General features: G+C 42.4%; 24 protein-coding genes. 7 read left to right on the forward strand and 17 right to left on the reverse strand.

Translation table 11 applies throughout. The annotated features are described in order from the left end of the window. Nucleotides 1-166: 166 nt before the first annotated feature. The gene (locus MHH50_RS22170; RefSeq protein ID WP_076130245.1) at nt 167-1,276 is read left to right on the forward strand and encodes an AI-2E family transporter; all 1,110 of its coding nucleotides are present in this window, start codon (nt 167-169) and stop codon (nt 1,274-1,276) included. A 110-nt stretch (nt 1,277-1,386) separates the two neighbouring features. On the opposite strand, the gene MHH50_RS22175 is transcribed toward MHH50_RS22170, so the two are convergent. The 3 genes from MHH50_RS22175 to MHH50_RS22185 are packed head-to-tail and all read right to left on the reverse strand — an operon-like array spanning nt 1,387 to nt 3,209. Next, on the reverse strand, nt 1,387-1,791 hold the full coding sequence (locus MHH50_RS22175) for a hypothetical protein (protein ID WP_036683006.1): 405 nt from the start codon (nt 1,789-1,791) through the stop codon (nt 1,387-1,389). A 30-nt stretch (nt 1,792-1,821) separates the two neighbouring features. Next, nucleotides 1,822-2,490: a uracil-DNA glycosylase gene (gene ung, locus MHH50_RS22180; RefSeq protein ID WP_340033388.1), complete on the reverse strand. Its 669-nt coding sequence runs from the start codon at nt 2,488-2,490 to the stop codon at nt 1,822-1,824. A gap of 44 nt (nt 2,491-2,534) precedes the next feature. Beyond that, a complete protein-coding gene (locus tag MHH50_RS22185; protein WP_340033389.1) occupies nt 2,535-3,209 on the reverse strand; it encodes a ribonuclease H family protein in 675 nt (224 codons plus the stop codon). 208 nt (nt 3,210-3,417) lie between these two features. Between MHH50_RS22185 and MHH50_RS22190 the strand changes: the two genes are divergently transcribed. Next, entirely contained in the window at nt 3,418-4,011 is a 594-nt protein-coding gene (locus tag MHH50_RS22190; RefSeq protein ID WP_076130242.1) for a hypothetical protein, read from the forward strand. Between the two features lie 65 nt (nt 4,012-4,076). On the opposite strand, the gene MHH50_RS22195 is transcribed toward MHH50_RS22190, so the two are convergent. From MHH50_RS22195 to MHH50_RS22210, 4 genes are all read right to left on the reverse strand, one after another. Then, nucleotides 4,077-4,649, reverse strand: coding sequence for a type 1 glutamine amidotransferase family protein (locus MHH50_RS22195; protein WP_076184206.1), 573 nt, complete (start codon nt 4,647-4,649; stop codon nt 4,077-4,079). Continuing rightward, nucleotides 4,646-5,764: a DNA alkylation repair protein gene (locus tag MHH50_RS22200; protein ID WP_340033390.1), complete on the reverse strand. Its 1,119-nt coding sequence runs from the start codon at nt 5,762-5,764 to the stop codon at nt 4,646-4,648. The genes MHH50_RS22195 and MHH50_RS22200 overlap by 4 nt, the downstream gene beginning before the upstream one ends. Before the next feature lie 97 nt (nt 5,765-5,861). Next, nucleotides 5,862-6,395: a hypothetical protein gene (locus tag MHH50_RS22205; protein WP_340033391.1), complete on the reverse strand. Its 534-nt coding sequence runs from the start codon at nt 6,393-6,395 to the stop codon at nt 5,862-5,864. Nucleotides 6,396-6,513: 118 nt separating this feature from the next. Then, the gene (locus MHH50_RS22210; RefSeq protein ID WP_076130239.1) at nt 6,514-6,828 is read right to left on the reverse strand and encodes a hypothetical protein; all 315 of its coding nucleotides are present in this window, start codon (nt 6,826-6,828) and stop codon (nt 6,514-6,516) included. 204 nt (nt 6,829-7,032) lie between these two features. Here MHH50_RS22210 and MHH50_RS22215 point away from each other — a divergent pair, with 204 nt between their 5' ends. Next, nucleotides 7,033-7,242 carry a hypothetical protein gene (locus MHH50_RS22215; RefSeq protein WP_036683023.1) on the forward strand — a complete coding sequence of 70 codons (210 nt, stop codon included), beginning with the start codon at nt 7,033-7,035 and terminating at the stop codon, nt 7,240-7,242. Nucleotides 7,243-7,319: 77 nt separating this feature from the next. On the opposite strand, the gene MHH50_RS22220 is transcribed toward MHH50_RS22215, so the two are convergent. The 3 genes from MHH50_RS22220 to MHH50_RS22230 are packed head-to-tail and all read right to left on the reverse strand — an operon-like array spanning nt 7,320 to nt 10,247. After that, nucleotides 7,320-8,333, reverse strand: coding sequence for a Gfo/Idh/MocA family oxidoreductase (locus MHH50_RS22220; RefSeq protein WP_340033392.1), 1,014 nt, complete (start codon nt 8,331-8,333; stop codon nt 7,320-7,322). 31 nt (nt 8,334-8,364) lie between these two features. After that, nucleotides 8,365-9,378 carry a Gfo/Idh/MocA family oxidoreductase gene (locus tag MHH50_RS22225; protein ID WP_340033393.1) on the reverse strand — a complete coding sequence of 338 codons (1,014 nt, stop codon included), beginning with the start codon at nt 9,376-9,378 and terminating at the stop codon, nt 8,365-8,367. A 20-nt stretch (nt 9,379-9,398) separates the two neighbouring features. Then, complete coding sequence (locus MHH50_RS22230; protein WP_076130236.1) at nt 9,399-10,247, reverse strand: sugar phosphate isomerase/epimerase family protein; 849 nt, start codon at nt 10,245-10,247, stop codon at nt 9,399-9,401. Nucleotides 10,248-10,429: 182 nt separating this feature from the next. Between MHH50_RS22230 and MHH50_RS22235 the strand changes: the two genes are divergently transcribed. Then, the gene (locus MHH50_RS22235; protein ID WP_076281361.1) at nt 10,430-11,335 is read left to right on the forward strand and encodes an AraC family transcriptional regulator; all 906 of its coding nucleotides are present in this window, start codon (nt 10,430-10,432) and stop codon (nt 11,333-11,335) included. A 468-nt stretch (nt 11,336-11,803) separates the two neighbouring features. Here MHH50_RS22235 and gnpA read toward each other — a convergent pair whose 3' ends face one another. The 4 genes from gnpA to MHH50_RS22255 all read right to left on the reverse strand — a co-directional run bounded on the left by gnpA (nt 11,804) and on the right by MHH50_RS22255 (nt 17,361). Then, nucleotides 11,804-13,963 carry a 1,3-beta-galactosyl-N-acetylhexosamine phosphorylase gene (gene gnpA, locus MHH50_RS22240; protein WP_340033394.1) on the reverse strand — a complete coding sequence of 720 codons (2,160 nt, stop codon included), beginning with the start codon at nt 13,961-13,963 and terminating at the stop codon, nt 11,804-11,806. A 26-nt stretch (nt 13,964-13,989) separates the two neighbouring features. Continuing rightward, nucleotides 13,990-14,844 (reverse strand): carbohydrate ABC transporter permease, encoded by an 855-nt coding sequence (locus tag MHH50_RS22245; RefSeq protein ID WP_076281359.1) that lies wholly within the window; start codon nt 14,842-14,844, stop codon nt 13,990-13,992. A 9-nt stretch (nt 14,845-14,853) separates the two neighbouring features. Further along, nucleotides 14,854-15,795, reverse strand: a complete 942-nt coding sequence (locus MHH50_RS22250) for a sugar ABC transporter permease (RefSeq protein WP_244886367.1) — start codon at nt 15,793-15,795, stop codon at nt 14,854-14,856. A 90-nt stretch (nt 15,796-15,885) separates the two neighbouring features. Continuing rightward, nucleotides 15,886-17,361, reverse strand: coding sequence for a carbohydrate ABC transporter substrate-binding protein (locus tag MHH50_RS22255; RefSeq protein ID WP_340033395.1), 1,476 nt, complete (start codon nt 17,359-17,361; stop codon nt 15,886-15,888). Nucleotides 17,362-17,708: 347 nt separating this feature from the next. Here MHH50_RS22255 and MHH50_RS22260 point away from each other — a divergent pair, with 347 nt between their 5' ends. Further along, a complete protein-coding gene (locus tag MHH50_RS22260) occupies nt 17,709-19,448 on the forward strand; it encodes a sensor histidine kinase (protein WP_076130231.1) in 1,740 nt (579 codons plus the stop codon). A 4-nt stretch (nt 19,449-19,452) separates the two neighbouring features. Beyond that, nucleotides 19,453-21,069 (forward strand): response regulator, encoded by a 1,617-nt coding sequence (locus MHH50_RS22265; RefSeq protein ID WP_340033396.1) that lies wholly within the window; start codon nt 19,453-19,455, stop codon nt 21,067-21,069. Nucleotides 21,070-21,086: 17 nt separating this feature from the next. Here the strand turns inward: MHH50_RS22265 and MHH50_RS22270 are convergent, their stop codons facing one another. The 3 genes from MHH50_RS22270 to MHH50_RS22280 all read right to left on the reverse strand — a co-directional run bounded on the left by MHH50_RS22270 (nt 21,087) and on the right by MHH50_RS22280 (nt 23,888). Then, nucleotides 21,087-21,680 carry a DinB family protein gene (locus tag MHH50_RS22270; protein WP_076130254.1) on the reverse strand — a complete coding sequence of 198 codons (594 nt, stop codon included), beginning with the start codon at nt 21,678-21,680 and terminating at the stop codon, nt 21,087-21,089. Nucleotides 21,681-21,747: 67 nt separating this feature from the next. Beyond that, nucleotides 21,748-22,695, reverse strand: coding sequence for a YafY family protein (locus MHH50_RS22275; protein ID WP_076130229.1), 948 nt, complete (start codon nt 22,693-22,695; stop codon nt 21,748-21,750). Further along, nucleotides 22,692-23,888 carry a macrolide family glycosyltransferase gene (locus MHH50_RS22280; RefSeq protein ID WP_340033397.1) on the reverse strand — a complete coding sequence of 399 codons (1,197 nt, stop codon included), beginning with the start codon at nt 23,886-23,888 and terminating at the stop codon, nt 22,692-22,694. The genes MHH50_RS22275 and MHH50_RS22280 overlap by 4 nt, the downstream gene beginning before the upstream one ends. A 147-nt stretch (nt 23,889-24,035) precedes the next feature. Here MHH50_RS22280 and MHH50_RS22285 point away from each other — a divergent pair, with 147 nt between their 5' ends. Further along, nucleotides 24,036-25,226: a coenzyme F420-0:L-glutamate ligase gene (locus MHH50_RS22285; protein ID WP_340033398.1), complete on the forward strand. Its 1,191-nt coding sequence runs from the start codon at nt 24,036-24,038 to the stop codon at nt 25,224-25,226. Nucleotides 25,227-25,245 lie beyond the last annotated feature (19 nt).

Raw genomic sequence — 25,245 nt, forward strand, 5'->3', positions numbered from 1 at the left:
TATATCCCCTTGTTAAATTGCGAACTTTTTACTTGGCGTAACCTTTGTAACTAGAACCTCTATATGGGTATGCCAAGAACTACCTAAAAGGAATTGCCCGCTTTTGAATCAATACTTGTAAATTAGGGTTATTAAACTACATAGACATAAATTTGAATTTTGGGGGATGTTTTTATTGCCACAACAGAAGTATTTTCGGACAAGCCTTGCTATTATCGCCTTTTTACTGATTTTGTACTTAGGCTCCAAAGTAATGTTTCTCTTCGCCCCACTGGGTGCCATTTTCAAATTATTACTTGTTCCCATGATGTTATCAGGGTTCATGTACTACCTGCTGCGTCCGTTAGTAAGAATCCTTGAGAAAAGAAAATTAAACCGGGCGTTCTCCATCCTGCTCATTTATTTTCTGATTGCCGGCTTGTTCGTTCTCTTCTGGATTCTAGTCTGGCCGACACTTCAAGAACAAATTCAGAACTTTATTGATAACACTCCTTACCTCGTACAAGGTTTGCAGGATCAGTTCAATGCATTGAGGGAGAATCCGACACTTTCGCGTTTTTTCAAAGGGGACTCTGACGTCGCGGCCCGTTTATCAGAATTTCTTAGCGATACTATTACCTGGGTTACCAATTCCATGTCCAATTTGATTGGCGTTGTTTCCAGCATTGTAGTGTTAATCGCAACTTTGCCCATCATTCTGTACTACATGCTAAAAGATGACTATAAGCTATCGCCTAAACTTCAAGGCTTAATTCCGAGAAAATATCGTAAGGAAGGGCAAGAGATGTTTGGAGATATCGACAGCGCCTTAAGCAGCTTCATCGTCACACGCGTGGTGCTAAATGTCGTACTCGGTATTATGTTATATATAGGGTTCCTTATCATCGGACTGCCTTACTCCCTGTTGCTCGCCGTAATTTCAGTGCCCCTTAACTTCATTCCATATGTGGGATCATTCTTAGCAGCGATTCCGGTAATTATAGTGGGTTTCATTGAATCACCGACGATGGCCATATGGTCCCTGGTTGTAATCTTCATTGCCCAGCAGATCCAGGATAATGTACTCTCACCGATTATTTACGGAAAATCATTGGATGTTCATCCACTGACTACGGTCATCCTTGTCCTTATAGGTGGAGACTTCTACGGTATTATCGGAGTTCTTATTGCGCTCCCTGTTTATATGATTATAAAAATTGTTTTCCTGCGCGTGTATGAGATTATTATTGCAGACCGGATAGATGAAACTGAGCCTATCAAAAAAGAGGAGCTATAACGGTTGTAATCTACTTCGTGAACGGGCGGAGCTTATCTATAAAATAAAAAAGGGTACGTCTCCAATCACTCGGAGTCGTACCCTTTTTTATTCTTTACAGGTGCCTGAAATCACCCTCGTAAAGAACGAACTACAAAGATGTGATTGCCCTTCATCAGGTTTTGGCCGTTCTGAAGAGTAACTGAACCTTTCGTATGTGAGGTAATAATCGTATTAAAGGCAATAAGCTGATCTTCTTTCCAGACACTAACCGCCGATTTAAAATACACTGCATTGTCAAATTGCTGCCGATCCCTCATCACATAACCCACGGAATGGAGAACTGGAGGCAGCGCTCTTTCTTTTGGAGCCAGAGCCTTAATAACAACAATATCCCGAAACGGCACAGCAATTTCCTGATGGCCAATCACCGCCACCGATGCGGAAAGGTCCCATTTGCGCAGGATTCCCTTCATAATGGTATAAGGTTTCTCTCCGCAGTACATTATAACGGGTTTACCTACCCAATGCTTCATAGCTACCTCCCCTTCGCATCACTCCATAAATTATAAGTCCGGAATGAACCAATCTATTCCTGCCATTCCCTGCGACTCTAAAAATTGATTGGTCTTTGAGAACGGACAACTGCCAAAAAATCCACGATGCGATGAAAGTGGGCTTGGATGAGGCGATTGCAGCACCTTATGCCGGCTTTGGTCGATGAAGGCGCCTTTTTTCTGCGCATGACTTCCCCATAATATAAACACCATGGGCGTAGATCTTTCATTTAGCTTTTGCATAATAGTGTCTGTGAATGTCTCCCAGCCCAGACCTTTATGCGAACCAGCCTCACCCTCACGTACCGTCAGCACGGTGTTCAGCAACAACACTCCCTGCTCTGCTAAGTGCAGTAAAGAGCCGTGGTTCGGAACAGGCACACCGACGTCCTCTTTCAGCTCTGCATAAATATTGCGCAGTGACGGAGGGATACGTACCCCCGGATTGACAGAGAAGCTTAGTCCGTGCGCTTGTCCGGGACCATGATAAGGATCTTGACCTAAAATAACTACACGGGTCTCCTTATAAGGCGTTAATTTCAATGCTGTGAACAATAATTCTTTTGGCGGATAAACGGTATGTTCCTTATATTCTTGTGTTAGTGCGTCCATTAATTTTAGAAAATAGGGCTTTTGCATTTCATCCTGCAATACCTCATCCCAATCGTTGCCAAACATCCCCAAACTCCTCCTTTAACCGAAACCATAGCGATATAGCTTTTTTATTTCCGACCATAATCCGCTTTGATCTCGCCCCACTCTTTGGTCTGCCACTTGAGCACCTTATTGTCATATGTATTGGTTTGCAACCAACGCTCTGCCCGATCAATAAGCACCCAAATTTCCTCTGTTGAAGAATCGCGCGGCAAGGTTGTTGCCACCTTCTTCTGCTTCACCCACTTCATTGCATTTACTGAATCACTGTAGACCGTTTTATCGCTTCCCTCTTTCTTCAACAACGCCAAGGCATGAACAATCGCTAAAAATTCGCCTAAATTATTAGTGCCCTTTTTGATCGGACCACAGGAGAAAATGATATCTCCCGTTTGTGTATCTACACCCTTATATTCAACAGGCCCCGGATTACCACGAGTCCCCACATCTACTGAAATACTGTTGTAATCAATCTCCTCAGAGGTCTCTACTGTAGCACTGCGTTTAAAAGAACTAGTCCCCTTAGACTTTGCTGCTCCAGCTGCTCCAGCTGCTCCAGCTGCCCCTGTTCCCCAATTCCCCTTCCAGCCCGCTTTATATGCCGCATCAGCTGCTGCTTTAGATTCATAGGATTTATATTTTGCACCGGTATAATGATCTGTCTGTGCCTGGCATTCTGCCCAAGTGCTATAGACTCCCGGTTGTTTACCTTCCCAGACTACATAATATTTCTGTTTGGCCATGGATAATGCTCCTTTTCTACTGCCTGTACTTATTGTAATCCATATTGCTCGTGAATTCATCGGATAAATCACATTTTTCAGGTCATACTATACGCCAGAGATGTCCAGGCCTATATTACCATTTGTAGATTGATTGGTAAATTACTAACTAATCACTCTATAGTAAGCTCGAAGGATATCAGTACAATTACTTAGGGAGGTTATACAGATGAGAAAGATAGCAAGTGTTGCTGCGGTATTTGCTTTTGTGTTAATGGTCGGATGTGGAAATGCAACAAACAATGCCAATAATGCTACTGCAACAAGCACTCCTGAGAACACGAATAATGCGGGAACCACTAATAATACAGGCACGGCTAATAATCAAAATAACACCACAGATGCTGTAACCTCAGCTTCCGTAGTAGATAATGAAGAAGCCTTCAAACGCGCCATCAGTCCAGAAGGAACCTGGATTGCTGCTACACTTAAAGACTTAACCTTCACCGAAGATCTCGTGGTGGATGGAGAATTCATGAATAAAGAGGAACCCGCCAGAAAAATTGCTCTATACACACAAGATGCGGATCACAACATCACCAACTCCTTTAAACTGACTGCTCCAAAATTGACCATCAAGAGTAAAAACGCCCGCATCCAAGGCGGCACCTTTATTGGAGATGTATACGTAGAAGCGGATGGATTTACCCTGGTGAACGCAACCGTTGAAGGCAATGTCTACTTCGCAAACGATCAATATAAATCCACCTTTAATTCATCCGATCAAGGAAAAGTAACTGGTGTTACAGAAGTGAAAAAATAAGCTTCAACCCCAAAAAGGTGATCTCAAGTCGTTAAGACTTGAGACCACCTTTTTTATATACACCCTTATTCTTGATAAAAACCATCTTTGAAAAAGTTGTACCATCCCTCGACGGTTTCGATTGGGAAACCCTCTAACTTCTTCATAACTTCCCTTGCAAATTCTAAAGAAGCTGTGCCATTAGCTGTAATAATATATTCACTCGAAACTGCCTGTTTTTCAATATAATTTGCTTCTCCTTTATAATTAGGAGCATTTTGTTTTAAATAATCCAATGAATTTCCGGTATGCGGTATGTTGTCTAAATAGCCATGTTCAGCCAAAAAAGTTGTAGCATCACATATAGCGGCTATAGGTACACTCTCCTGCAGACATTTTTCAATCACTGGAGTAATAGCTGAATTATCTTTCCAGCCTGTGCCCCCGATTAAAATCAACATTTCATACTGAGCAGGTAAACTGTCTAAAGTATAGTCAGGTACAACAGTAAATCCACCCATAGATTTGACATTGTCGCTAGTTAGAGCAACTGTTCTTACTTTATATTCACTTTCCTGCTTATTTAGTTCGGCACTAATATATCCGCTTTCCCAATCAGCGTAGCCATTGGATAGAAACATCAAAACTTCTTTTTTCATATATTAGCACTCCCTTTAAGTTCTAACGCCACTTCCGCCACTTCTCGCCCATTTACCAGCAGCACAATCCGGTGCTCTCCTGGATAATGACGCCGAGTTGTTAAATCAGCCCAACGATGTGTCCGTTTACCTGACAGAATTGTACCTCCAGGTACGGTCTTATCCGATAACAAAAAAGATTTACGGGAGGTTCGACCTGCCGCTTTCACGAAATAGATTCCGTATTCAATCCGAATCCGTGCTGGAGCTCCCTCACGAACTTGAAGCTTATACTGTAATTCAGAGCTTTCGCCAATGGTCAGGATTGAAGGTTCCAATAGAATGAAGGCACTCGTTATAAGTGGAGCAGCTTCGTCCGTCTGCTCTGCGTATCCGAATAAAGCCATAATCTCTGGCTCAGCTTTACGAATCAAAGAACGGCAGCCGTGCCGCACAATCCAGTCTGTATCGGGATGTGTTCCCTTCCAGCGCCGAGCGGTATCGAGCACCACTTCCGGATGATCCTTTGCAATATCATTCAAATGATTAGCGACACTTTTACGTACATACAGGGATGTATCCGCCTTAAGCTGCTCAAGTACAGGTAATACCGGAGCTGGGTCAAGCTTGAACATGGGGAGCGCCTGTCCCCAAGGCAGACGAGGCCGACAGCCCTCACTAGCCAGCCTACGTACATGCTCATCAGGGTGCTTCGCCCATACCAGCATTTGAGCCATCATCCGCTCTGGTTCCCGTAAGAGAAACGGCCTAACTGCAAATTCAGCCGATGATTTCGCTGTGAATCTTTCCAGCGCCTGCATAGACAATTCCCAATGATCGTCTCCCCGACCATATACCTCAACAAAATCCGGAAAAATCAAATAAGGAAATCCTACACAATCGTCAGCAATGGCGAATAGGATAGCCAGCGCTTCCTCATAAGGAAGCTTTAAGTGGTTGCCCAACGTCTCGGTGATCCGCCGCATTCTTGCCTTCAGCTCAAGCGTTTCCCACGGTTCAGTCATGGCTGAGCTTACAAATGCCTCAGTCTCGAAGACATTATGTACGCCACGAATCTTTTCGCCGAACTCACGCAGAAATTGTTCATTGTACATTGCTTTTAAAGGTTCAGCCATTCGATAATCCCTCATTTTCTTCTTTAAATCAGCAGACTTGATTCTGTCAGGAAATCGTAGCACACCCAATTTGACAACAGTATGTCAACTTTGGCAGCTAAGAATTAATAAGTACCTTTACCTCTTCAATCCCTTGTTGGGCTCGACTGTTTAACGCGCGCTTATCTTTAAGGTTATGTTCTTTAAGTTCGTGTCCAGGATCAATGACCAGCGGCTGTGAGATTACATCCTCGAGAATTTGCACAGCAACCTTACAGCCTTGAAATAACAGTTCTTTTGTGATCACTTGGTTATGAGAACAAATGATTTCAAGCATTTTTTCCGCATAAATCAGTCTAACCAAACTATCGGCGCTCATAATATTCCGCGAAGCAAAAGAAGCCACTTTTTCCACAATCCAGCTATCCTGATAATTCCGCGAGATGGATTCCAGTATCGTAATCGCATCCCAGTCCCGTATCGACAACTGCTTGACATGCTCCATAGCCCATTCCTGCAGCCATTCCAGCTCCACTTCTCTTGGAATTTCAAAACTCTTGTACTCCTTAAGTACTCCTGCTTTATGCATATTTAAAAAATGACCCAAAAACTGAATGTACAGCTCCTTGGCTCTTTGTGTCGGTTCTGTCATCTGGCAATCATCCTTTCATTATCCAAATCATATCCATTCCCCGGTTTCTTTTCAAATTAAAAATAAAAAAGGACAGGTAGCGAAATCATCGCAATACCTGCCCTTTAATAACTTTGGGTTATGGTAAATAGTTTGCTTCAACCGGAGGGGTTTTCTCCACTATTTTCAGTTCTAGTCCTCCGAATCTCTTCGCCAGCTTGTTATATACCAGCGCTACCAGCATACCCACCAAACCATAAATGAGTATCAAAATAACCGGCATAATCAAATAAGGGATACCCATAACAACAATAAACGTCTCTTTAATGATAAGCCCGACCACCACCATCCCTAAACCTACTATAAACAATAGCAATGTAGGAATGATCATAAAATAGATAGTTGTTTTAAAAAAACTCTTTTTGTTAATTTCCAGCACTTCATAGTCTTTCATTATGTAATCCCCTTAATTTATTTAGAGTGGTAAAATTACCCCTTCGTTTCATTAAAGACGATCTTAAATACAATTTCAACCAAATTTCTCATATTTTCGACTTTTACCAAAGAATTCTTCCTAAAACTCAACGATAAATCATGGTAAAATAACTCCTATGGTTTAATATATCATCATGTACAAGATGTCACCGGAGGGAATAACATGCCACAAACATTAGTGAAAAATATTGATTTTTTTATAGCTGCCTTATCCCAAACCTATATTTCTGCGCTACAGCTTGATCCTGATGGAATGTATTCAGAGGTTGCTTCAGGAATTGTTGAACTGTTCTCTGACGAACAAGTACGGCTGAGAAGATATGACGGATCAGTATCCCATTATGCAAGAGACAACACCAAATTTCAGCGATGACAAAAGGACGTGAACTGGAAAAAGGTCATTGTGAATGATCCTCTTCCAGCTCACGTCCTTATTCACTCTACACACAACTAATCTAGCACAATCCATTCGCCTTCAGCATCCGCTGACTTCATTTCTGCTTCCACGATTCTTAAAGACTCCGCTGTACTCTCTGGCGTACAAATAATGATAGGCTTATCCTGGATAATAACATCCAGAAAATATACAAGCTCTCTATAGTAGCCAACATCCGGTGAAAGTTCCGCTAAATAGCCTGCCCCGTCATTCGGATTGACCTTGACCTCGCTGCCATCAAACACTATATTTCCACGTTCAAAATTAACCCGGTACCCCATGTAAAAACCAAAATCACCTTCCAGCGTCCAATCCACCTGAGCATTAATTACTTTTGCATCCTTATAAAAATAGTGAGTCGATGCGATATCATATCCGCTACCCGGAAGGACATTACGTCCTAAGGATGATACTTTATCCGGTCTGCCGAACAGATAGTTAATCATATCCGTATCGTGAATATGCATATCCATAATGCCTCCACCGCTTAGTGTCTCATCAAGAAACCAATCCTTAGGAGCACCAGATCCCCTGTAAAAATACCCTTCCGTGACCTGACCGAACTGCCCGCTCTCTATCACTTCTTTTAAATATTCATACCCCGGCCAAAAACGGAGACAATGTCCGATCATCAGTTTTTTCCCACTGCGGGCTGCCGTTTCCACCATCTCCAGCGCTTGTACGGAAGTTCTGGCCATCGGTTTCTCACAAAAAACATGATATCCACGCTCCAGCAGCGAACAAGTCATTTCCGCATGCAGATAAGTAGGAACCGCAATGTCGATCATATCCAGTTCCTCACTGGCTATCATTTTCTCCAGATCATCGTATAGATTGTAAGCTGACAAATCATAGACTTCCTGGGCAGTGCTCATATTCCCGGCTGCTTTTCCATCCTTTAATTCCTCAATTCGCAAATCACAGATGGCTTTAAGGGCAATGGGCTGCCCCTCTTTCGTTAAGCGCACATAATTATCAAAATGCATCCGGCCCATAAATCCAAAGCCGATCAAGCCTATTTTCAACATCGTGAAGTCTCCTTTACTAAAAGTATGGTACTTAACGTATCCGTATCCAGGCCCCTTCCTGATCAGCCGATTGGATTTCAGCCTCAATGATTTCTATGGACTGGGCAGCACTTTCGGGCATACATAGGGTCACTGGCTCATCGTTCTGGATGATTTTCAAGAAATATACCAACTCTCTGTAATATCCGGTATGCGAAGAAAGCTTCGCAATGAACCCCGGTTGACGATTAGGATTCACCTTAACTTTCGCGCCATCGAAGACTACATTTCCCCGTTCAAAATTAATCCGATAGCCCATGTAAAAACCAAAGTCGCCTTCCAGTGTCCAGTCCGCTTGGGCATTGACCACTTTTCCATCCTGATAAAAATAATGAGTGGAGACGATATCATAGCCACTTCCCGGTAAAACCTTCCGCCCAAGCGTTGATACTTTATCCGGTTTCCCAAACAAGTGATGGATGATGTCCGTATCGTGTACATGCATATCCAGCATACAGCCGCCACTTAGCTCATCATTGACCAACCACCCTTTAGGAGCACCGGAACCCCGGTAAAAATAAGCCTCTGTCACTTCACCGAACTCACCGCTAGCTATAACTCCCTTCAAATATTCATATCCCGGCCAGAAGCGAAGACAATGACCAATCAGCAATTTTTTTCCGCTGCTTTGCGCCGCCGCTACCATCTTCCAAGCTTCTGCGGAATGTCTCGCCATCGGCTTTTCACAGAACACATGATACCCTCGTTCCAGCAGCGAACAAGTCATTTCAGCATGCAAGTACGTAGGTACTGCAAGGCTAATAGCATCTAGTTCTTCTTTTTCGAGCATATGCTCCAAATTATCATAAAGGCTGTAAGGGGATAAATCATATACCTCGTGGGCTGTGTTCATATTCCCCGCGGATTTAGTATGTTTAAGGACTTTAATCTGCGGGTCACAAATGGCAACCAGAGAAATCGGATGGCCGTCTTCCTGCAATTGAACATACTGATCAAAGTTCATTCGGCCCATAAATCCAAAACCCACCAGCCCCACTCTGAGCACAGCCTTCACCTCTCTTAAACTTAGTAACTAGTGCGTCCTAAAATAGCATCCATCGCTGCAGAAGTATTAAAAATGATTTGCTCCGAATAATGCGTATATGGCGGTATCATTTCTCCAGTAACATAATTGCTGTAGCCGATCTCTTGCAGTGCTTCCATAACAGCAGGATAATCCACATCCCCAGCAAGTAGATCAACAAATCCATGAAGTCCTCCGGCTGCCCGGCGGTAATCTTTGAAATGCACCTTCTTGATTCTATGGCCTAGAATCCGTATCCACTGCTCTGGATAACCAGAATGAACGATATTCCCTACATCCAGATAGGAACCTACGTAATTGGAGCCTACAGCATCTATAAAAGAACGTAATTCGAGCGGAGACAGCAGGAATTTATTCCACACATTTTCAATCCCAATAGAAACACCCGCCATTTTTGCATCTTGAGCTAGATCACTGATCGCCTTCAAGGCTCGATCATAAGCTTTTTCATAATCGACTATTTCACAGCCCTCAATAAAATCCACACCAACCGCACCAGGAATGACAAGAATCGTATCTACGCCAAGTGTTGCTGCCAGCTCCAATTGTTTTTTACATACATCGATAGCCTTCGTCCGGTTCGCCGCGGATTCACTTGTCATGGCATATGACCAATATAGTCCTGTCGCCAGTCCTGCAATTTCTAATCCCATCTCCTGAATGGAATTTTTGATCTTAATAGCTTCTTTCTCAGTGGTTTGCAGGCCAAGTTCACCCGATTCATTCAAAGATAACTCAATTCCGTCGAAACCTGCCGCTTTAGCCAGACGTGCACATTCTTCGATCTCCGTACCTTCGCGAAACGACCAAATGTTTATTCCCTTTTTCATCTGAATCCTCCTCAAATTTGTTATTTTCCGTTTTTTAATATTTTTCCCTAAATGCGCTTATATCCTTGATTTATTTATATTATAATAGATTGTAAGTTAGATTTATTTAGGTGAACAAGAGATTTGTTGAACGATTCCGGTCTATTTAATAAATCATTTTATACTGTATGGGAGGTTTATTCGTGGCTGAAAAAGAACCCCGTTATCCCCTGAGAAAACAGGTCCCTTCCCGGGAGTGGTCACCTGGCATTCACTACGCACAATTCCAAACTCTCTCACCTTGCCTCTTTCCAAGAAGAAGATTGTATGATTTCGAGCTGCTATACGTTCGCCAGGGGAAATTATCAACAAAGATGGATACGGAGGAATATATCCTGAATTCAGGACAACTGATATTTCTTTCTTCCGGGGTATATCATCAAAATGCGATTGTCTCAGATTCGGAAACCAAACTCATTGGGATCCATTTTGATTTTTTTGGGGAATCGATTATTACAAGCGATGAAGACATGCTGGTCAATGAGGAGGAGGTTATGGACGAGAAGTTTGCCTTGGAAGCTGTGACCGCTCCTTTTATGCCATTGTCACAGGAGCCCATTTATACCCCGCCACCCGAATGTATCCATGCGATGGAACAGCTCGTGCATGAATTTACGATGCGGCCTGCCGGTTATGAATGGGTCTGTCGGGGGTTACTGCTCGGCGTTCTAACCTCGCTGCTCCGAACACAAAGCTCCCGGAATGCAGCTAAATCTTCCGTTCATACCGGGCGGATCAGAGCTTTAATCGATGAGATGGATTCAAAGCTAGCAGACCGCTGGAGCAATAAATCCATGGCTGGTGCCATGAATATGCATGAAGACCATTTCTCCAAGTTATTTCGTGAGGTAGCTGGCATGCCTCCTGGTGAATATCTCCGTTCCATCCGGCATCGAGAAGCACGCAAGCTGCTGCGTGAAACGGATTGGCCGATTGAACAGGTCGGGGATAAGGTTGGTTATCCTGATATCCATTATTTCAGCAGGGTATTTACCGCAAATGAGGGGATTTCTCCGCGGGCTTATCGCAAAATGTCCCGGATACTCTAGAAACGGAAAACTCAAGATATCTCAATCCAAGTAAGAAAAACTCCCAAAAACATTGAGGGTGATGGGTCATCTGCTTTGTGTGATACCTGTGGGGGCCGATAAACAATATACATTGTACGGTGAGATGTGCAATATGCGGGGCGGCGAACGTTCGTGTTTTCTGCGTTAATGCAGTATGCGGGGACGGCTCTAAAACTAATTAGGGAAAAACTCCCTGAAAACAGCCAATATTCGCTCTAAATGAACGAAATCAGGGAATTCCTCCCTAATAATAAGAGGAATAACTATAATTGCTAACGAATCAGCTAAACTTTGGGGAGGTTTTCCCTGATTATTAGTCTGATGACCAGTTATCCCGGAATTTCAGGGAGAAATTCCCCAATCACTCTATCGAAGCAGTACAATTCAGGAAAGTTGGAGATAACAGCAGCCGGAAGTCTAATTATTCGCCGTAGTTACGGCTGACTCTTAATGTGTGATCTTAAATTGAAACCACACACTTTCCATCCCACCCAACTCTATTTCTTGGATCACGGCGTTATCCATCAGGATCGTCGTCTTTTGGATCTCGGAAGTGTTATTTACGGCACAATATCGACCCGTCTCAGGATACGCGTGACATTCAACATTCGGATTCACTGAGAACCATGAATACAATTGCTCCTCTTGATGTGCGGCCCAAAAGATCGCTCGGCTGAGTAGTCTGGTATTCTGAATACTATAGGGAAGCCCCGCGATATAAACGCCCCGCCCCTGACCAAATGAGTTCACGGCAAGATTGCAGCTGCCTTGGTGCACGTCCAATATTTCTGCTCCGGCCTCCGCTTGATAAATCATGGTCATCCCTTCACCATAATTAATCTCACCTTCCAGATCTTCCGTTATGAAATGACCCTGCACAGACGTTACCTTGGGCTTATTGATGCTTGCTGTAAATCCAATTTCCTTCTGAACACCTAGAATATCCGCTAGTTGAAAAAGAACCCCTTGATGTTCATAAGCTGATGGATCACCAATCCCAATAAAACCGCCCCCGTGCTCCACCCACTCACGAAGTGTTGCCACAACTTGCGGATCGCTCCATTGATCTCCACCGCTCCAAGAGGTGTGTACATCACCCGCGTTAATAATCACACCGATACTAGGATCAATCCCACTTAACCTGATGTCATCAAAGCTTATAAACTCAATGTCGAACGGCAAGCCCGCCAATGACTCTAATGCCCCTATGTAGGAGTAACATCTTTGATTCCATAATGAATGAGCCACTTGATGTGTCTGCCAGCTTCGAAGGGAGCCCCAAGTATTCAGAACCGCCACTTTAAAAGGAGCTTTAAAAGGCTGTGTCCCTTCTGCATTGGCATGAATCCCTTTGAACTGCGTCGCAATTTCTGTCACATGATCTATAAAATCCGGAAATTGATGCGCTAGACTTAAATATCCGCCATACCCCATCCTGCCAACTGGTTTACGCATGAGCGCACGCCGGCATTTGATCCAGATCGGCATGGACTCTCCGACAGGGTCTCCCCCTTCAAAAAAGACATCAGGAAAGAAATAAGGATAGAAACGTGCCTCGGTATCCTTAATAGGTATATCCGCAATCATACGGGTTGTAACGCCATCTCCTGCTGCCCCTACCACTGCGTCGAGCCCGATCTCCGGAAAATATTTGCCATAAGGCTCTGTACCAGCCCAGTGATCCCCAAAAAACATAATCGCTTTCTTCCCGAAATCATGCACCATTTCTACACATTGTTTAGCATAACCTGCGATGAATTTCTGATTGAAGTCCATCCAGTCCAGATATCTTTGGGTCGGGTTCTTAAATGGTGTGTTATATCGCCCCTCATCCACAAAATCTTCTGCAGTCAATCGGTACCCATAAGCTTGTTCGAATTGCTCTAACGCAAGTGGACTTACACAACTCAGATAGCCAAACCAATTCACCTGTTTCTCCTTACCTTCCTTGTTAAAAATCAAATCAAAATTATAAAAGAAGGTCGTAAAACGTACGATATCAGTCTTGGGATGTTCCTTCAGCCAATCCTCCAGCACCTTCAAAACATGCTCTTGAGCCTCGGGATAACGAATATCCAACGGTAAACGATGCTCCTCATCCCAATCATTCGTGATGTGGTTGTACATGGAGACCGGCTCCCATTTCTGGTAGGCCAAGAAACTGACCGTATACTTGTGAAATTGTACCGCCTGTTCAAGTGTGACAATTCCCTCTGCGTAACTCCAACATTCAGAAGGTAATACTTCTCCTGTAGTCCGGTTTACAACCTGCCAATATTTTTTTATATCCACATCTGTGTTAGGAATAAATTGCTCGGCAAAATAATCAGCCATAATATCGATGGTCTTCACCTTTGAAGTTACTATTACTGGAGCAGACATCAGATAAATCTGCTGTCTATATTGCGGATGCTGCTTCGCCCACTCATTGTCCTCACGGACAAGACAAAGCGTTGAATAAATTTGCAGACCCATATCGAGAATGTCCTGCGATAGATTCGTGCCATCACTGTCACGTACGGCATCTACACCCCATCTTTCGACGAGATCGGCTATGACCTCTTCCATCCCTGTTTCACCAGGCAGTGTAAATCTTCCTTTGTCCACGTAACTTCCCTCCATATCTTTGTTGTTCAGCCCTTAATTCCGCCTGCGCTTATTCCTTGGAGCAATTGCTTTTGTCCTATCACATATAAAAGAATCGTTGGAATCAGCACTAGGATCAGCGCGGCAAAAAGTGCACTCCAATCAGTAGCATAACGTTGAACCTCAAAAAGATTGGCTAAACCTACTGGCAATGTTTTTTTGCTATCACTTTGAATTAAGACCAATGCCAGCGGATACTCATTCCAAAAGCCCATCGCTGCCAGCATACAGACCGTCACAATGCCCGGTTTAGCAAGCGGCGCAACAATTCTGACGAGCACTCCCGAGTTGCCACAACCGTCAATCTTAGCGGCCTCTTCATAATCTCTAGGGACGGACTTCAGAAATCCACTTAATACAAAGATGGCAAAGGGAAACTGCAGAACAGCATAGATTAAACTGAGCATCCCGCGATTGTCTAACATCCCGAACGAATTCACCTGCAGAAATAAAGGAACCATAATGTAGGAGGCTTGCAGAAAAATACAGGCCATATAAAGGTTAAGGATTAGTTTAGAGCCCCAAAACTTAAATCTCGTTAAGACATAAGCCATAGGAACCACAAAAATAACTAAAATCGCCGTGGATAACACCACAAGAAAGATAGAGTTCAGGAAATAACTCCCCATCTTGGATTTCTGAAAAGCACGTACATAGTTATCGAAGTGTAGGGCTTGTGGAAAGGAGAAGGGGTCGGTCAGAAATTCCGTATTGCTTTTAAATGAGGCTAAGAGATTCCATATAAACGGATATAACAAAACAATGGTGGCTACAATCAGAAACAGCCGCGTGATCCAGTTAGCAATATTCATTTTTAGAAGACTCTGTTGATTGCTTGTCATCCTTCTCCCCTACCCTTCTGCTCGATTTGTAAGTAGTCTGGACAGAAAAGAAAGCACAAAGGCGAACACCAGCGTAAATATAGCTATAGCCATGGCATATCCAAAGTTCGCATTCTGGAAGGCCTGCGTGTACATGTAGTGGAGTAAAACAGTAGTTCCACCTGCCGGACCACCACCAGTCATTACAGTTACAACTATAAAACTTAAATTGATCGTACCAGCCAGAGACAACACAAACGTAATGCCAATAATATCTTTTAGCAGAGGGATCGTAATACTGGTAAGCTTCCGGAAATATCCCGCACCATCAATAGTCGCCGATTCAAACACATCCGCAGAAATCCCATCAATCGCAGCGATATACATGACCATATAATAACCAACCGCTTGCCAAATCAGTGTAACGGCTACACACCACAATGCTGTTCGGCTATCTCCAAGCCAGGGTCTGCTCAGTTGATCTAATCCGATGCTCCCCAGAATATTATTCAAAATGCCCATGTTGGGATGAAACACAAAGGACCAGATAATTCCGACTACCGTCAAAGAGATGATACTAGGAAAGAAAAATACGGTTCGATAAAATCCTCTTTCCTTCAGCTTCGTCTGCGTTAATAGAAAAGCAAGCACCAGCCCAAAAATCAATGTAATTACTGGCACGACCAGCATCAGTTTAAATGTATTGCTCAGAGCTTTGAGGAACATCTCATCCTGAAACATATATTTATAGTTATCCAAAAAGATAAACTTGTTCTCATCACTCATCCCGGTAGCATCCGTAAAAGACATAAAAAATGCCCGAAAGGTTGGAATAATCATAAATACGAGGGTTAACAGGAGCGTTGGAATCGTGCATACCGCTATGAATAGCTTAGGATTTCTGGTTTTCGCTGTCCTAATCTTTGATTTCCTCTGTCTAGGAGCTACTTCTGCCAGCTGCATTTCAGACATCTTTCTCACTCCCCTTCATACAAAATGCATCCCGTTCATAGATAACCTTATCCATTCCTAACAGGATGCATTTGCATGAGATACTATAGATTATTTACTAGCCGCTTTCTCTTTACGAATCTGTGCAAAAGCTTTTTCCACATTATCCATCCATTGATCTGTGGTCATTTGGCCTGTCATCACTGGTGTGACCGTATTCTTGAACATTTCGGTGACTACACTAACCTTGGAACCCTTCGGTAACGATTGCCAGCCCTGTAAAATAGAAATGGAACCATTATAAGCCTCAAACATGTCATAGACACCTTTAGTCAAAAATGGCTTAGACAGCTCCTTCGCATCGTTAAGCGCATACGCCCCATTCGCTTTTTCCGCAAATAGTTTTACAGATTCATCGGTATACAGGAACTTTAAGAATTCCTTAGCGAGCTCAGGATTTTTGGCCTTAGCAGGGATGGAGAATTGCTCGTAGCTGGAAAGCACATACTTCTGATCGCCTTTATTGAACACAGGTACTGTTGTCATCCCAAATTCAAACCCATTTTCTCTAGGTGAATCCTTCATTTCATTTTCCATCCAGTTCCCGTTTACGATAAACAAAGCTTTACCCATCATCATATCGGTCTGCGACTGTGTATGGTTCAAGGCAACCGTGCCGTCCATCAGATAACCGTCTTTAGAGATTTTATAGAAAATATCCAGTACTTTTTTGATCGTGTCGTTCTTAAATGAACCTTCCTCATAAGCAAAGACTTTATCCAGCGTTTCTTTTCCCCCCGCACTCGCAATGGCCGGGTAGAGAATTTCCTCCAAATAATCCGGATAGATGCCTTGGTAAGTGAATAAAGCCCGCTTCGTTTTGGTTCCATCTGCATTAACCAGATAGTTCTCCTCTTTGTTCAGCTCATCCCCTAAAGCAAAGAACTCCTCCCAAGTCTCAGGAACACTCCAGCCTTTTTCTGTGAACAGTGTTTTATTGTAAATCAAGCCCATCGGTCCAGCATTAAAAGGTGCGAGGTACGTCTTTCCATCTTGATAGGGCTGAAATCTTGTACTGTCCAGCATCCCCGGTAGAATCATATCCTTAAGCGTCTCCTCTTTATCAAGCGCTTTGCTTTCAAATACATCGCTGATATCTAGCAGTCCTTTTTCTTTAATCAATGAAAGCACGATGCCACTTTGCTCTGTATCTGTAACGGATAGGAAGTCGGGAGGATTACCCGCAACAATCTGCGGCCGGATTACTTCACCAACTTTAGGATTAATCGTCATGTTCACTTTCACACCTGGATAAGTACTTTCGAATTTGCTGACAATTTCATTCCAATAATCCGCACCATATCCCCCTTGGAATACAGCAATGCTAAGTTCCTTGTTATCAAAATCTTTAGCAGGTTCTTCTTTAGTCTTCTCGGCGTTCGTTGTACTTGTAGCTTGCGCGGTGCTCGCAGCTTTCGTTGAATCTGATTCATTAGAGGCAGCAGGTTTATTATTGCTGTTCCCACAGCCGAGCAACCCCACACCTAGCAGCATCACTGCTAATAATGTACTCATAGTCTTTTTCATAAACGCCCTCCTTAAGATATTCTTGTAAACGCTTTTTTAATAATTTAAGTATAGAAGGATTTACGCTATATTTACATTTACAATACAAACCTACCTATGTATTATCTTATCCATCTTCCAATGCAAGCTCGTATAAGCTTATTCATCAGGGTCACATAACCTGTAAATTTAGCCGTTAACGGAATGGATAATATTATCCATTCCATAGATTATTCTCACTTTTCGCCGCTGCATATATATTCCATTGTTCTTTTTATGTTAACTTGTAAGTAAAAGATAGTGAATGGGAGGTCATCCACCTGAGTCGACGCAAAGGGAAGCTGCATTTTCCTAATCCTCCGCAAATCATGCGCAAGGTTAAAATTCAAAATCGCTTAACCGTCATTTTCTTAATCGTATCCGTGATCCCAATCATCTTTATAGGTTTCTACTCCTACACCATTTACTCCAAATCTATTAACAATAAATTAAGTAAATCCACATTTCAGGCTTTAACGCTGCTTAATCGAACGATGTTAAGTGAACTTAACAACTATCAATATCTTGCAGGCTCTGTTTCTACCAATAGTATTATTCAGGAGCGTTTATCGGCAGCACCAAATGAACCCGCTCCTAGCAATGCTGCCATTAATCATGCCATGGACAATTTATATAGAACCATCTACCCCGGATATGTCCAGAACGTTCGGGTCATCGACGCCAAGAACCAACCTATTTATGAATTAGGCTACGATGGCATCCCCAATCCTAAGTATGAAGAAATTATGAAACAAGTAGAGCTCAATGCCCCTTATGACAGTCTTAACTACGCAAAAAGCTATCGCGCTTACAATACCATTGTCCTGGGCCGGAAAATTTTTGATCAAGATGACATTGGCGTTCCCTTAGGTCATGTGTTTGTTTTTATTGGTGGGGAGTTATTTTCAAAAGTCATTCTTTCCAGTGTGGATTTAGGTACAGGTTCCAGTCTCCTTATTATGAATAGGGAGGGAAAAGTAATGTCCTCGAATCAAAAGGATACTCCGCTAGGAGAACCCTATTATAAAGATGAACTTTTTAAGCAAATCAAGACACAAGAGGCAAAGAAAAACCATTCCTTCCAAGGCATGGTCAATGGCAAAATGCAGCAAATCTCCTATATTAACAATAATCAATTAGGCTGGTACATGATTTCTACCGTGCCCTTCTCTTATATCAATTCAGAGACAAGTAAAATCACCACTGGACTACTTATTGTTGTCAGCATCATTGTAGTCGTGTGTATTCTAATTATTATCGTATTGTATAAAAGCATCCTGAAACCAATCAAACAAATCATCGTCTTCTGCAATCAAATTTTTTATGGTGATCTATCAAGCCGGATCGAAGATCACAGCAACGATGAAATGGGCGTGTTGGCCAATAGAATTAACAGCATGGTCAGTAGAATGGAACAGCTGATGAAGGATCAAAAGAAAGATCTGAAAAGAAGACGTTCGCTCGAATTGCAAATGCTGCAATCGCAGATTAATCCTCACTTTCTTTTTAATACACTTAACTCCTTACGATGGCTGGCGATGATTAACCAGGTTCCCGTCCTTAGCGACGGCATCTCCTCACTAGCTGAATTGCTGCGTAGTACCATTATCGATCAAGATGAGCAAATCACCATCAAGCAGGAGCTGAACAATCTGGATCATTATTTTGCCATTCAAAAAATACGTTATGCCGACAGGTTTGACATTGAATATGACTTGGATGAGTCTTTATTACAGAGCATGATCCCCAAGCTCATCCTGCAGCCGATCGCAGAGAACGCGATTCTTCATGGAGTTACAGATATAGGAGGAAAAGTTCTAATCCAAATTAAGGTATACGCAAAAAATGAATACACCCTTATTATTGAGATCATCGATAACGGAAAAGGGTTTGACACCACCAAATCTGAAAAAGCTGACAATCTGTCGGGTATCGGAATTTCAAATGTGGCCGATCGCATTAAACTTCAATACGGTGAGAGTTACGGGCTGTTCATCACAAGCTCAATGGGTCATGGAACCTGCTGCCGCCTAATTATCCCTAAACAAACATACGAACTTAAGGGGTGATACTATGTATCCTATGTATAATGTAATGCTAGTGGATGACGAACCTATTGTTAAAGTCGCGCTCAGAACCATGATTCCATGGGAAGAGCTTGGATACATGATCTGTGCTACTGCCTCTGACGGAGTTGAAGCCTTAACACTTGTAGACAAGTTTAATCCCCATATCATCATTACAGATCTCAAAATGCCTAATATGGATGGTCTGCAGCTGATAAAAGAACTGAATAACAGAGGGTTTGCAGGAAAAATTCTGGTGGCGAGCAACCACGGGGAGTATGAGTTAGTTCGTGAAGCCTTAGTGCTTGGGGCTATAGATTACATGCTGAAGATTAGTATGAAAACGGGGGATTTGATCCATTTGCTGGAGAAATCTACGAAGCTAATTCAAGAGCAGCTTCAATCTAGGCAGCAGCAGGAGACCCAAACACAGTTATTACAACACAATTTAAAAAGCGTGAAAAATGCGCTGCTAAAAGATTATTTCACCGATCCTTATTACGATGTGCAGCAGCTTGATCAGCATGATGCTATAAGTTTCGCTTTCAGCGAAAGCAGCTGTTATTTATTCTACATTACTTTTGAGCAGAATAACGCCACCCAAAACGAAAGACAAAATCACATCTCCGTATCCTTTATTGAAAACATTATCTTGGATATCTTGGAGACCGTAGATCAGTTAGAAATTATTCAGCTAGAATCTAATGGGCTGCTGCTTCTAATCTCCTGTGATACCTTAGACGATCATCAAATTATCCGCACAGACTTTATCCAGAGGGTCATTCGGTTAATCAAAATGTATATTTCTATCACCCCTACTATTGTTTTTTCTGATCCTGTACGGGGATATGCTGAAGCAAAACGAACCCTAGAGCGATGTAAAGAATCCTTGCAAATCCAATTTTACAACGAAATAACGATTATAGATCCAAAGGATGTTCATTTAAAGGATACGCTGGACTTCGAGGATGTACATGATTTCTCGACGCAATTAATTCAGAACTGGAAGCTTTCAGGGGTTGAAGCCGTTAATCAAGCAACTCAGCAATTTCTCGACATCTGTAAATCCAAGCAAATTAATCCTGCTGAAACCAAAAAGTTCATCGTAAATTGTCTGCATTATCTTCCCTTATGCGATGCCCATCTCATTGTCGAGGATCCAAAGCTTTTGAAGACCTATATAGAAAATATCGCCAGCAGTAAACGTACCACTGACGTTCTATCTATAATGGAGCTTGTGTTCCAACTATTCTCCCATCAAAAGCAACAGATCGTAACTACACACAATAGAGATGTTAAACAAGCGATTGACTATATCAACACACATTATCAGAAGAAGCTCACCTTATCTCTGATTGCCAAGCATGTCAACTTAAGTGAGAACTATCTGTCCAGAATCTTCAAAGAAGAAGTGGGGCAAAGCATCATTCACTACATTAATACTGTGAAAATGGAAAAAGCTGCAGAATTAATACTTAAAGGGAATCCATACATTAAAGAAATTTCCACGCAAATCGGTATACACGATCAATTTTATTTCACCCGGTTATTCAAAAAACACTTTGGTGTTAATCCTAGTGAGTATAAGAATCACGTTCAGGCCACGCTTGGTTCAGAAAATTAAGACCATTCAAACTCTTTTTATGATCCTTTCACAACCTGAATGTTATTGATGAACCCTTCTTTAGGTGCAAATATGGAATTAAACAACAACTCTTTGTTTAACCGCTCCAGCTGCAGAAGATGATGACGATAGTGCATTTCAATAAGTAGGAACCATTCCTCCGCGCATAGTCCACCAAATCGCGGGTGAGATACGGTATTTTGTTTGGACGCTTTTTCAAGAGAGGGTTCGATCTCTCTCATTCTTTGAATGACTGTACGTAACCCTTGAATTAATTGTTCTTTGCTCTCCGGCTGCTCCGGCGTATATTGGGCGGAAGGCGGAACCTGAATACGAATGGGCGGAAAGCTTCCTTGCGCAAATATAGCCGCACCATCCTCAGTTTTCCCCACATGAGCTACTAAGGGATCTTGGTCTAGCACAAGGCATTGATCAATATTACGAAGCTGCATATATAGCGCCGAGTTAATGAGATGCTGAAACATCTGTCCGATGGACCAGGCGTTTTCACTCGGCTTTTGCTTCAACTGCTCCAGATTGAATCGCTCTAATTCTTGAATATAGTATGTCGCAGTTTCTTCAAATCGTTGTAAGACTTCTTTTGTTGTAATCATCATATATCAGCTCCTGTAGTCATTGATGGTCCAAGTATACAAAAACGCTACTGACAGCGTTATGTCAGTAGCGTTTTAACATTATTTCTATTTCATTTCTAACCTGATCACGGAAAGATTCGGGCTCCAGCACAACCATACCGCCTCCCCAGCCAAGCACCCATTGCAGCAATTCCCCTGGCTCGCGAACGCGAAAAGTAACAAGTACCCCCTCCGCATGCTCCTCAATAGTTTCCATATAGAAATTATTTGATTCCCTTACCTTATCGGCTATGTCAGCTTGGACTAAGATAAGCACATGAACGTTGCGATCATCAGGAGGTTGGTATACCTCCAGATGAAAATCTGCTGGCAGTATAAATTCATCTTCCAGATTAATAAGCTCCCTCATTCGGGATAACCGGAAATGACGGATGTCTTGACGCAATTCACACCAGGCGATGAGTACCCATGACCCGTGATGAAGCACAAGTCCATAAGGAGCAACCGTACGAATACTTTGACGGTTCCCATCGGCTTCGGCGATTCTTTTGGAATAACGAAATCTTATTTTCCTTCCCTCCAATATCGCTCCACGAATGGCTTCCAAACATGCCTTCTCTTGTATGGGTGCTATATCTTCTGCGGATGCAAATAAACGAAAACTTTTGCGAATCTGTGATGCTTCACTGCGGATAGCTTCCGGCAGGATGGCTTCTATCTTTGCTTTAGAACTTCTAGCCTTATTACCATAGTGTGCATCAAACCGCTGCTCGATAAAATCAGTTCCTATAAGCAATGTCACTGCTTCGTCCAGCGTGAAACTAACGGGTGGCAGGAAATACCCCTCGATTAAGGAGTAACCCTGCCCTGGCGCTCCTATTATGGAAACGCCCGCTTCACTCAGTGCCTGAATATCCCGATAGATCGTTCTTACGCTCGTTTCAAACGTAGCAGCCAAATCCTCCGCCCGCAACATTTTGTTACGCTGCAGTTCAAGCACTATAGCTAACAACCGGTCCATTTTGTTCATACGACTCCCCCTCCCCGAACAATCTCATCAACAGCTCGTCGATACCCACCCGAGTTCCGAAACGATTCACTGATATTGGAGACAGCTTTTTTATAAGATAAATCGCTTAATATATGATCTACTGCTTCTCGTAGTTGAGTTGCAGTTAAACTTTGCATTTGTAACTTAATGCCTGCTCCGACATGGACGACTTGATCCGCAATTATTGGCTGATCCGCACTTTGTGGAATTACAATTAGCGGAACCCCGTAATAAAGCCCTTCATTGATACTGTTCATTCCACCATGTGTAATAAATAACTTTGTGTATTGCAGGATATCCGTTTGTGGAACATAATTTTTCACGAAAAAGTTTTGCGGAATTTCCCCTAAATCCGTGATTTGGACTTTATCTCCAATTGACATCACAATAGTGTGCTCCGTGTTCCCCAATGCTTCAATACAAAGTTTATAGAATTCAATGGCTTGGTTAAAAACTGTGCCGAGTGAAATGTAAATTGGACTTTTCCCCTTAATTGCCATGAGGTCGAAGTTTTCTGGAGCTAATCGTGAAGAGATGGAGGGTCCTACAAAGATATAAGACGGGTCGAAAGCTTCTCCCTCAGGTTGAAACTCCCTAGTTGTATAAACGATAGTAAGTGGGGCAGGATTACAAAACACTTCATAAGGGGATTCGATGTCCACATCATATTTGCCCTTCACCATTTGCGTCAAGCTTTGGAATTTATCCTTTATAGGATTAGTTACTTCTGCAGGAACTGTAGTATAAAATTGTTCTAACATTTCATCGAATGCTGCTTTTGTCTGCGCAAAAGAAGTACAGGAGCTAATGGCCGGAAGCCTAAGAATTTGAGCTAACAAACGTCCACAACCAAACATAGAATCATGGATGATGTAATCAAAATGCTCCCCTTTGATCTGTTCAAGAACGCTTGGAATAACTATATCTGTCGTAAGTAATAGACCGTTGATTCTTTCGAGTACATAATTTCTTCCACCTGAGATAAAAGCTTGTATAAATTTCTGATCGTCAAATGTTCGTACTGTAACCCCCGTCATCTCCATACGTTCTCTATAAGCTTCTATACAAAAGTACACTACCTCTTCGCCACGAGAAATAAGCTCTTCCACAACGCCAATCGTGGGATTAATATGTCCCTCTGATCCACCATTAATAAATAACACACGCGCCAATTGTAATCCTCCTTAACTATAAATCATTTTTATATTAGATATTATAAACATTAATTTTACTTATATCGCTCTAAAAGGGTATAGTAATATTGGCTTTAAAACCATTTTAATAATATAGAGTATACCCTTATTAGAGGAGAGATCATATTGGAAAGAGTAGTTGGAACAGTTGTACGTGGACTTCGCGGACCTATCATTAACAATGGGGATAACATTGAAGAAATCGTAGTTCAGACGGTATTGAAAGCAGCAACAGTCGAGGGTTTTTCGATCGAAGATCGTGACATTGTGACCGTAACTGAATCCATTGTTGCTCGGGCACAAGGAAACTATGCAACGATTGACAATATTGCTGCTGATATAAAGGGGAAATTCGGCGAAGAAACTGTAGGGGTCATTTTTCCAATCCTTAGCCGTAACCGGTTTGCTAACTGCTTACGCGGTATTGCCAAAGGGGCACAAAAAGTAGTCCTAATGTTAAGCTATCCAGCTGATGAAGTAGGCAACCACCTTGTAGACATCGACGAACTAGATGCTAAAGGTATCAATCCATGGACGGATGTATTAACAGAAGCTCAGTTCCGTGAGTTTTTCGGCTATATTAAGCACCCATTCACAGGGGTTGACTATATTGAATATTATAAAGGTTTAATTGAAGCTGAAGGTGTGGCTTGTGAAGTCATCTTCTCCAACAACCCAAAAACCATTTTAAACTATACAAAAAATGTATTAACTTGCGATATTCACACTCGCTTCAGAACCAAACGCATTCTCACAAACAACGGTGCTGAAAAAGTATTTGGTTTGGATGATATTCTTACACAATCAATCGATGGCAGCGGCTTTAACGAAGCTTATGGTCTGCTAGGATCAAACAAAGCTACAGAAGAAAGTGTAAAGCTATTTCCAAACAACTGCCAGCCTATCGTGGATGGTATCCAAGCAAAAATCAAAGAAATTACAGGTAAAACTGTAGAAGTTATGGTTTATGGCGATGGAGCATTCAAAGATCCAGTCGGAAAAATCTGGGAGCTCGCAGATCCAGTTGTCTCCCCTGCTTACACTGCCGGACTTGATGGAACACCAAATGAAGTGAAATTGAAATACTTGGCCGATAACAACTTCTCTCATCTTCGTGGTGAAGAGTTAAAACAAGCCATTTCTAAATACATCCAGAATAAAAATGATGATCTAGTTGGTGCGATGGAAGCCCAAGGGACTACACCTCGTAGATTAACTGACCTGATTGGATCATTATCTGATTTGACTTCTGGTAGTGGCGATAAAGGAACACCAATGATTTATATCCAAGGTTATTTCGATAACTATACAAAATAAGAGTAGTACAACAAAGGGA

Origin of the sequence: Paenibacillus sp. FSL H3-0302 (assembly GCF_037982245.1) — a bacterium.
GTDB lineage: Bacteria > Bacillota > Bacilli > Paenibacillales > Paenibacillaceae > Paenibacillus_AQ > Paenibacillus_AQ odorifer.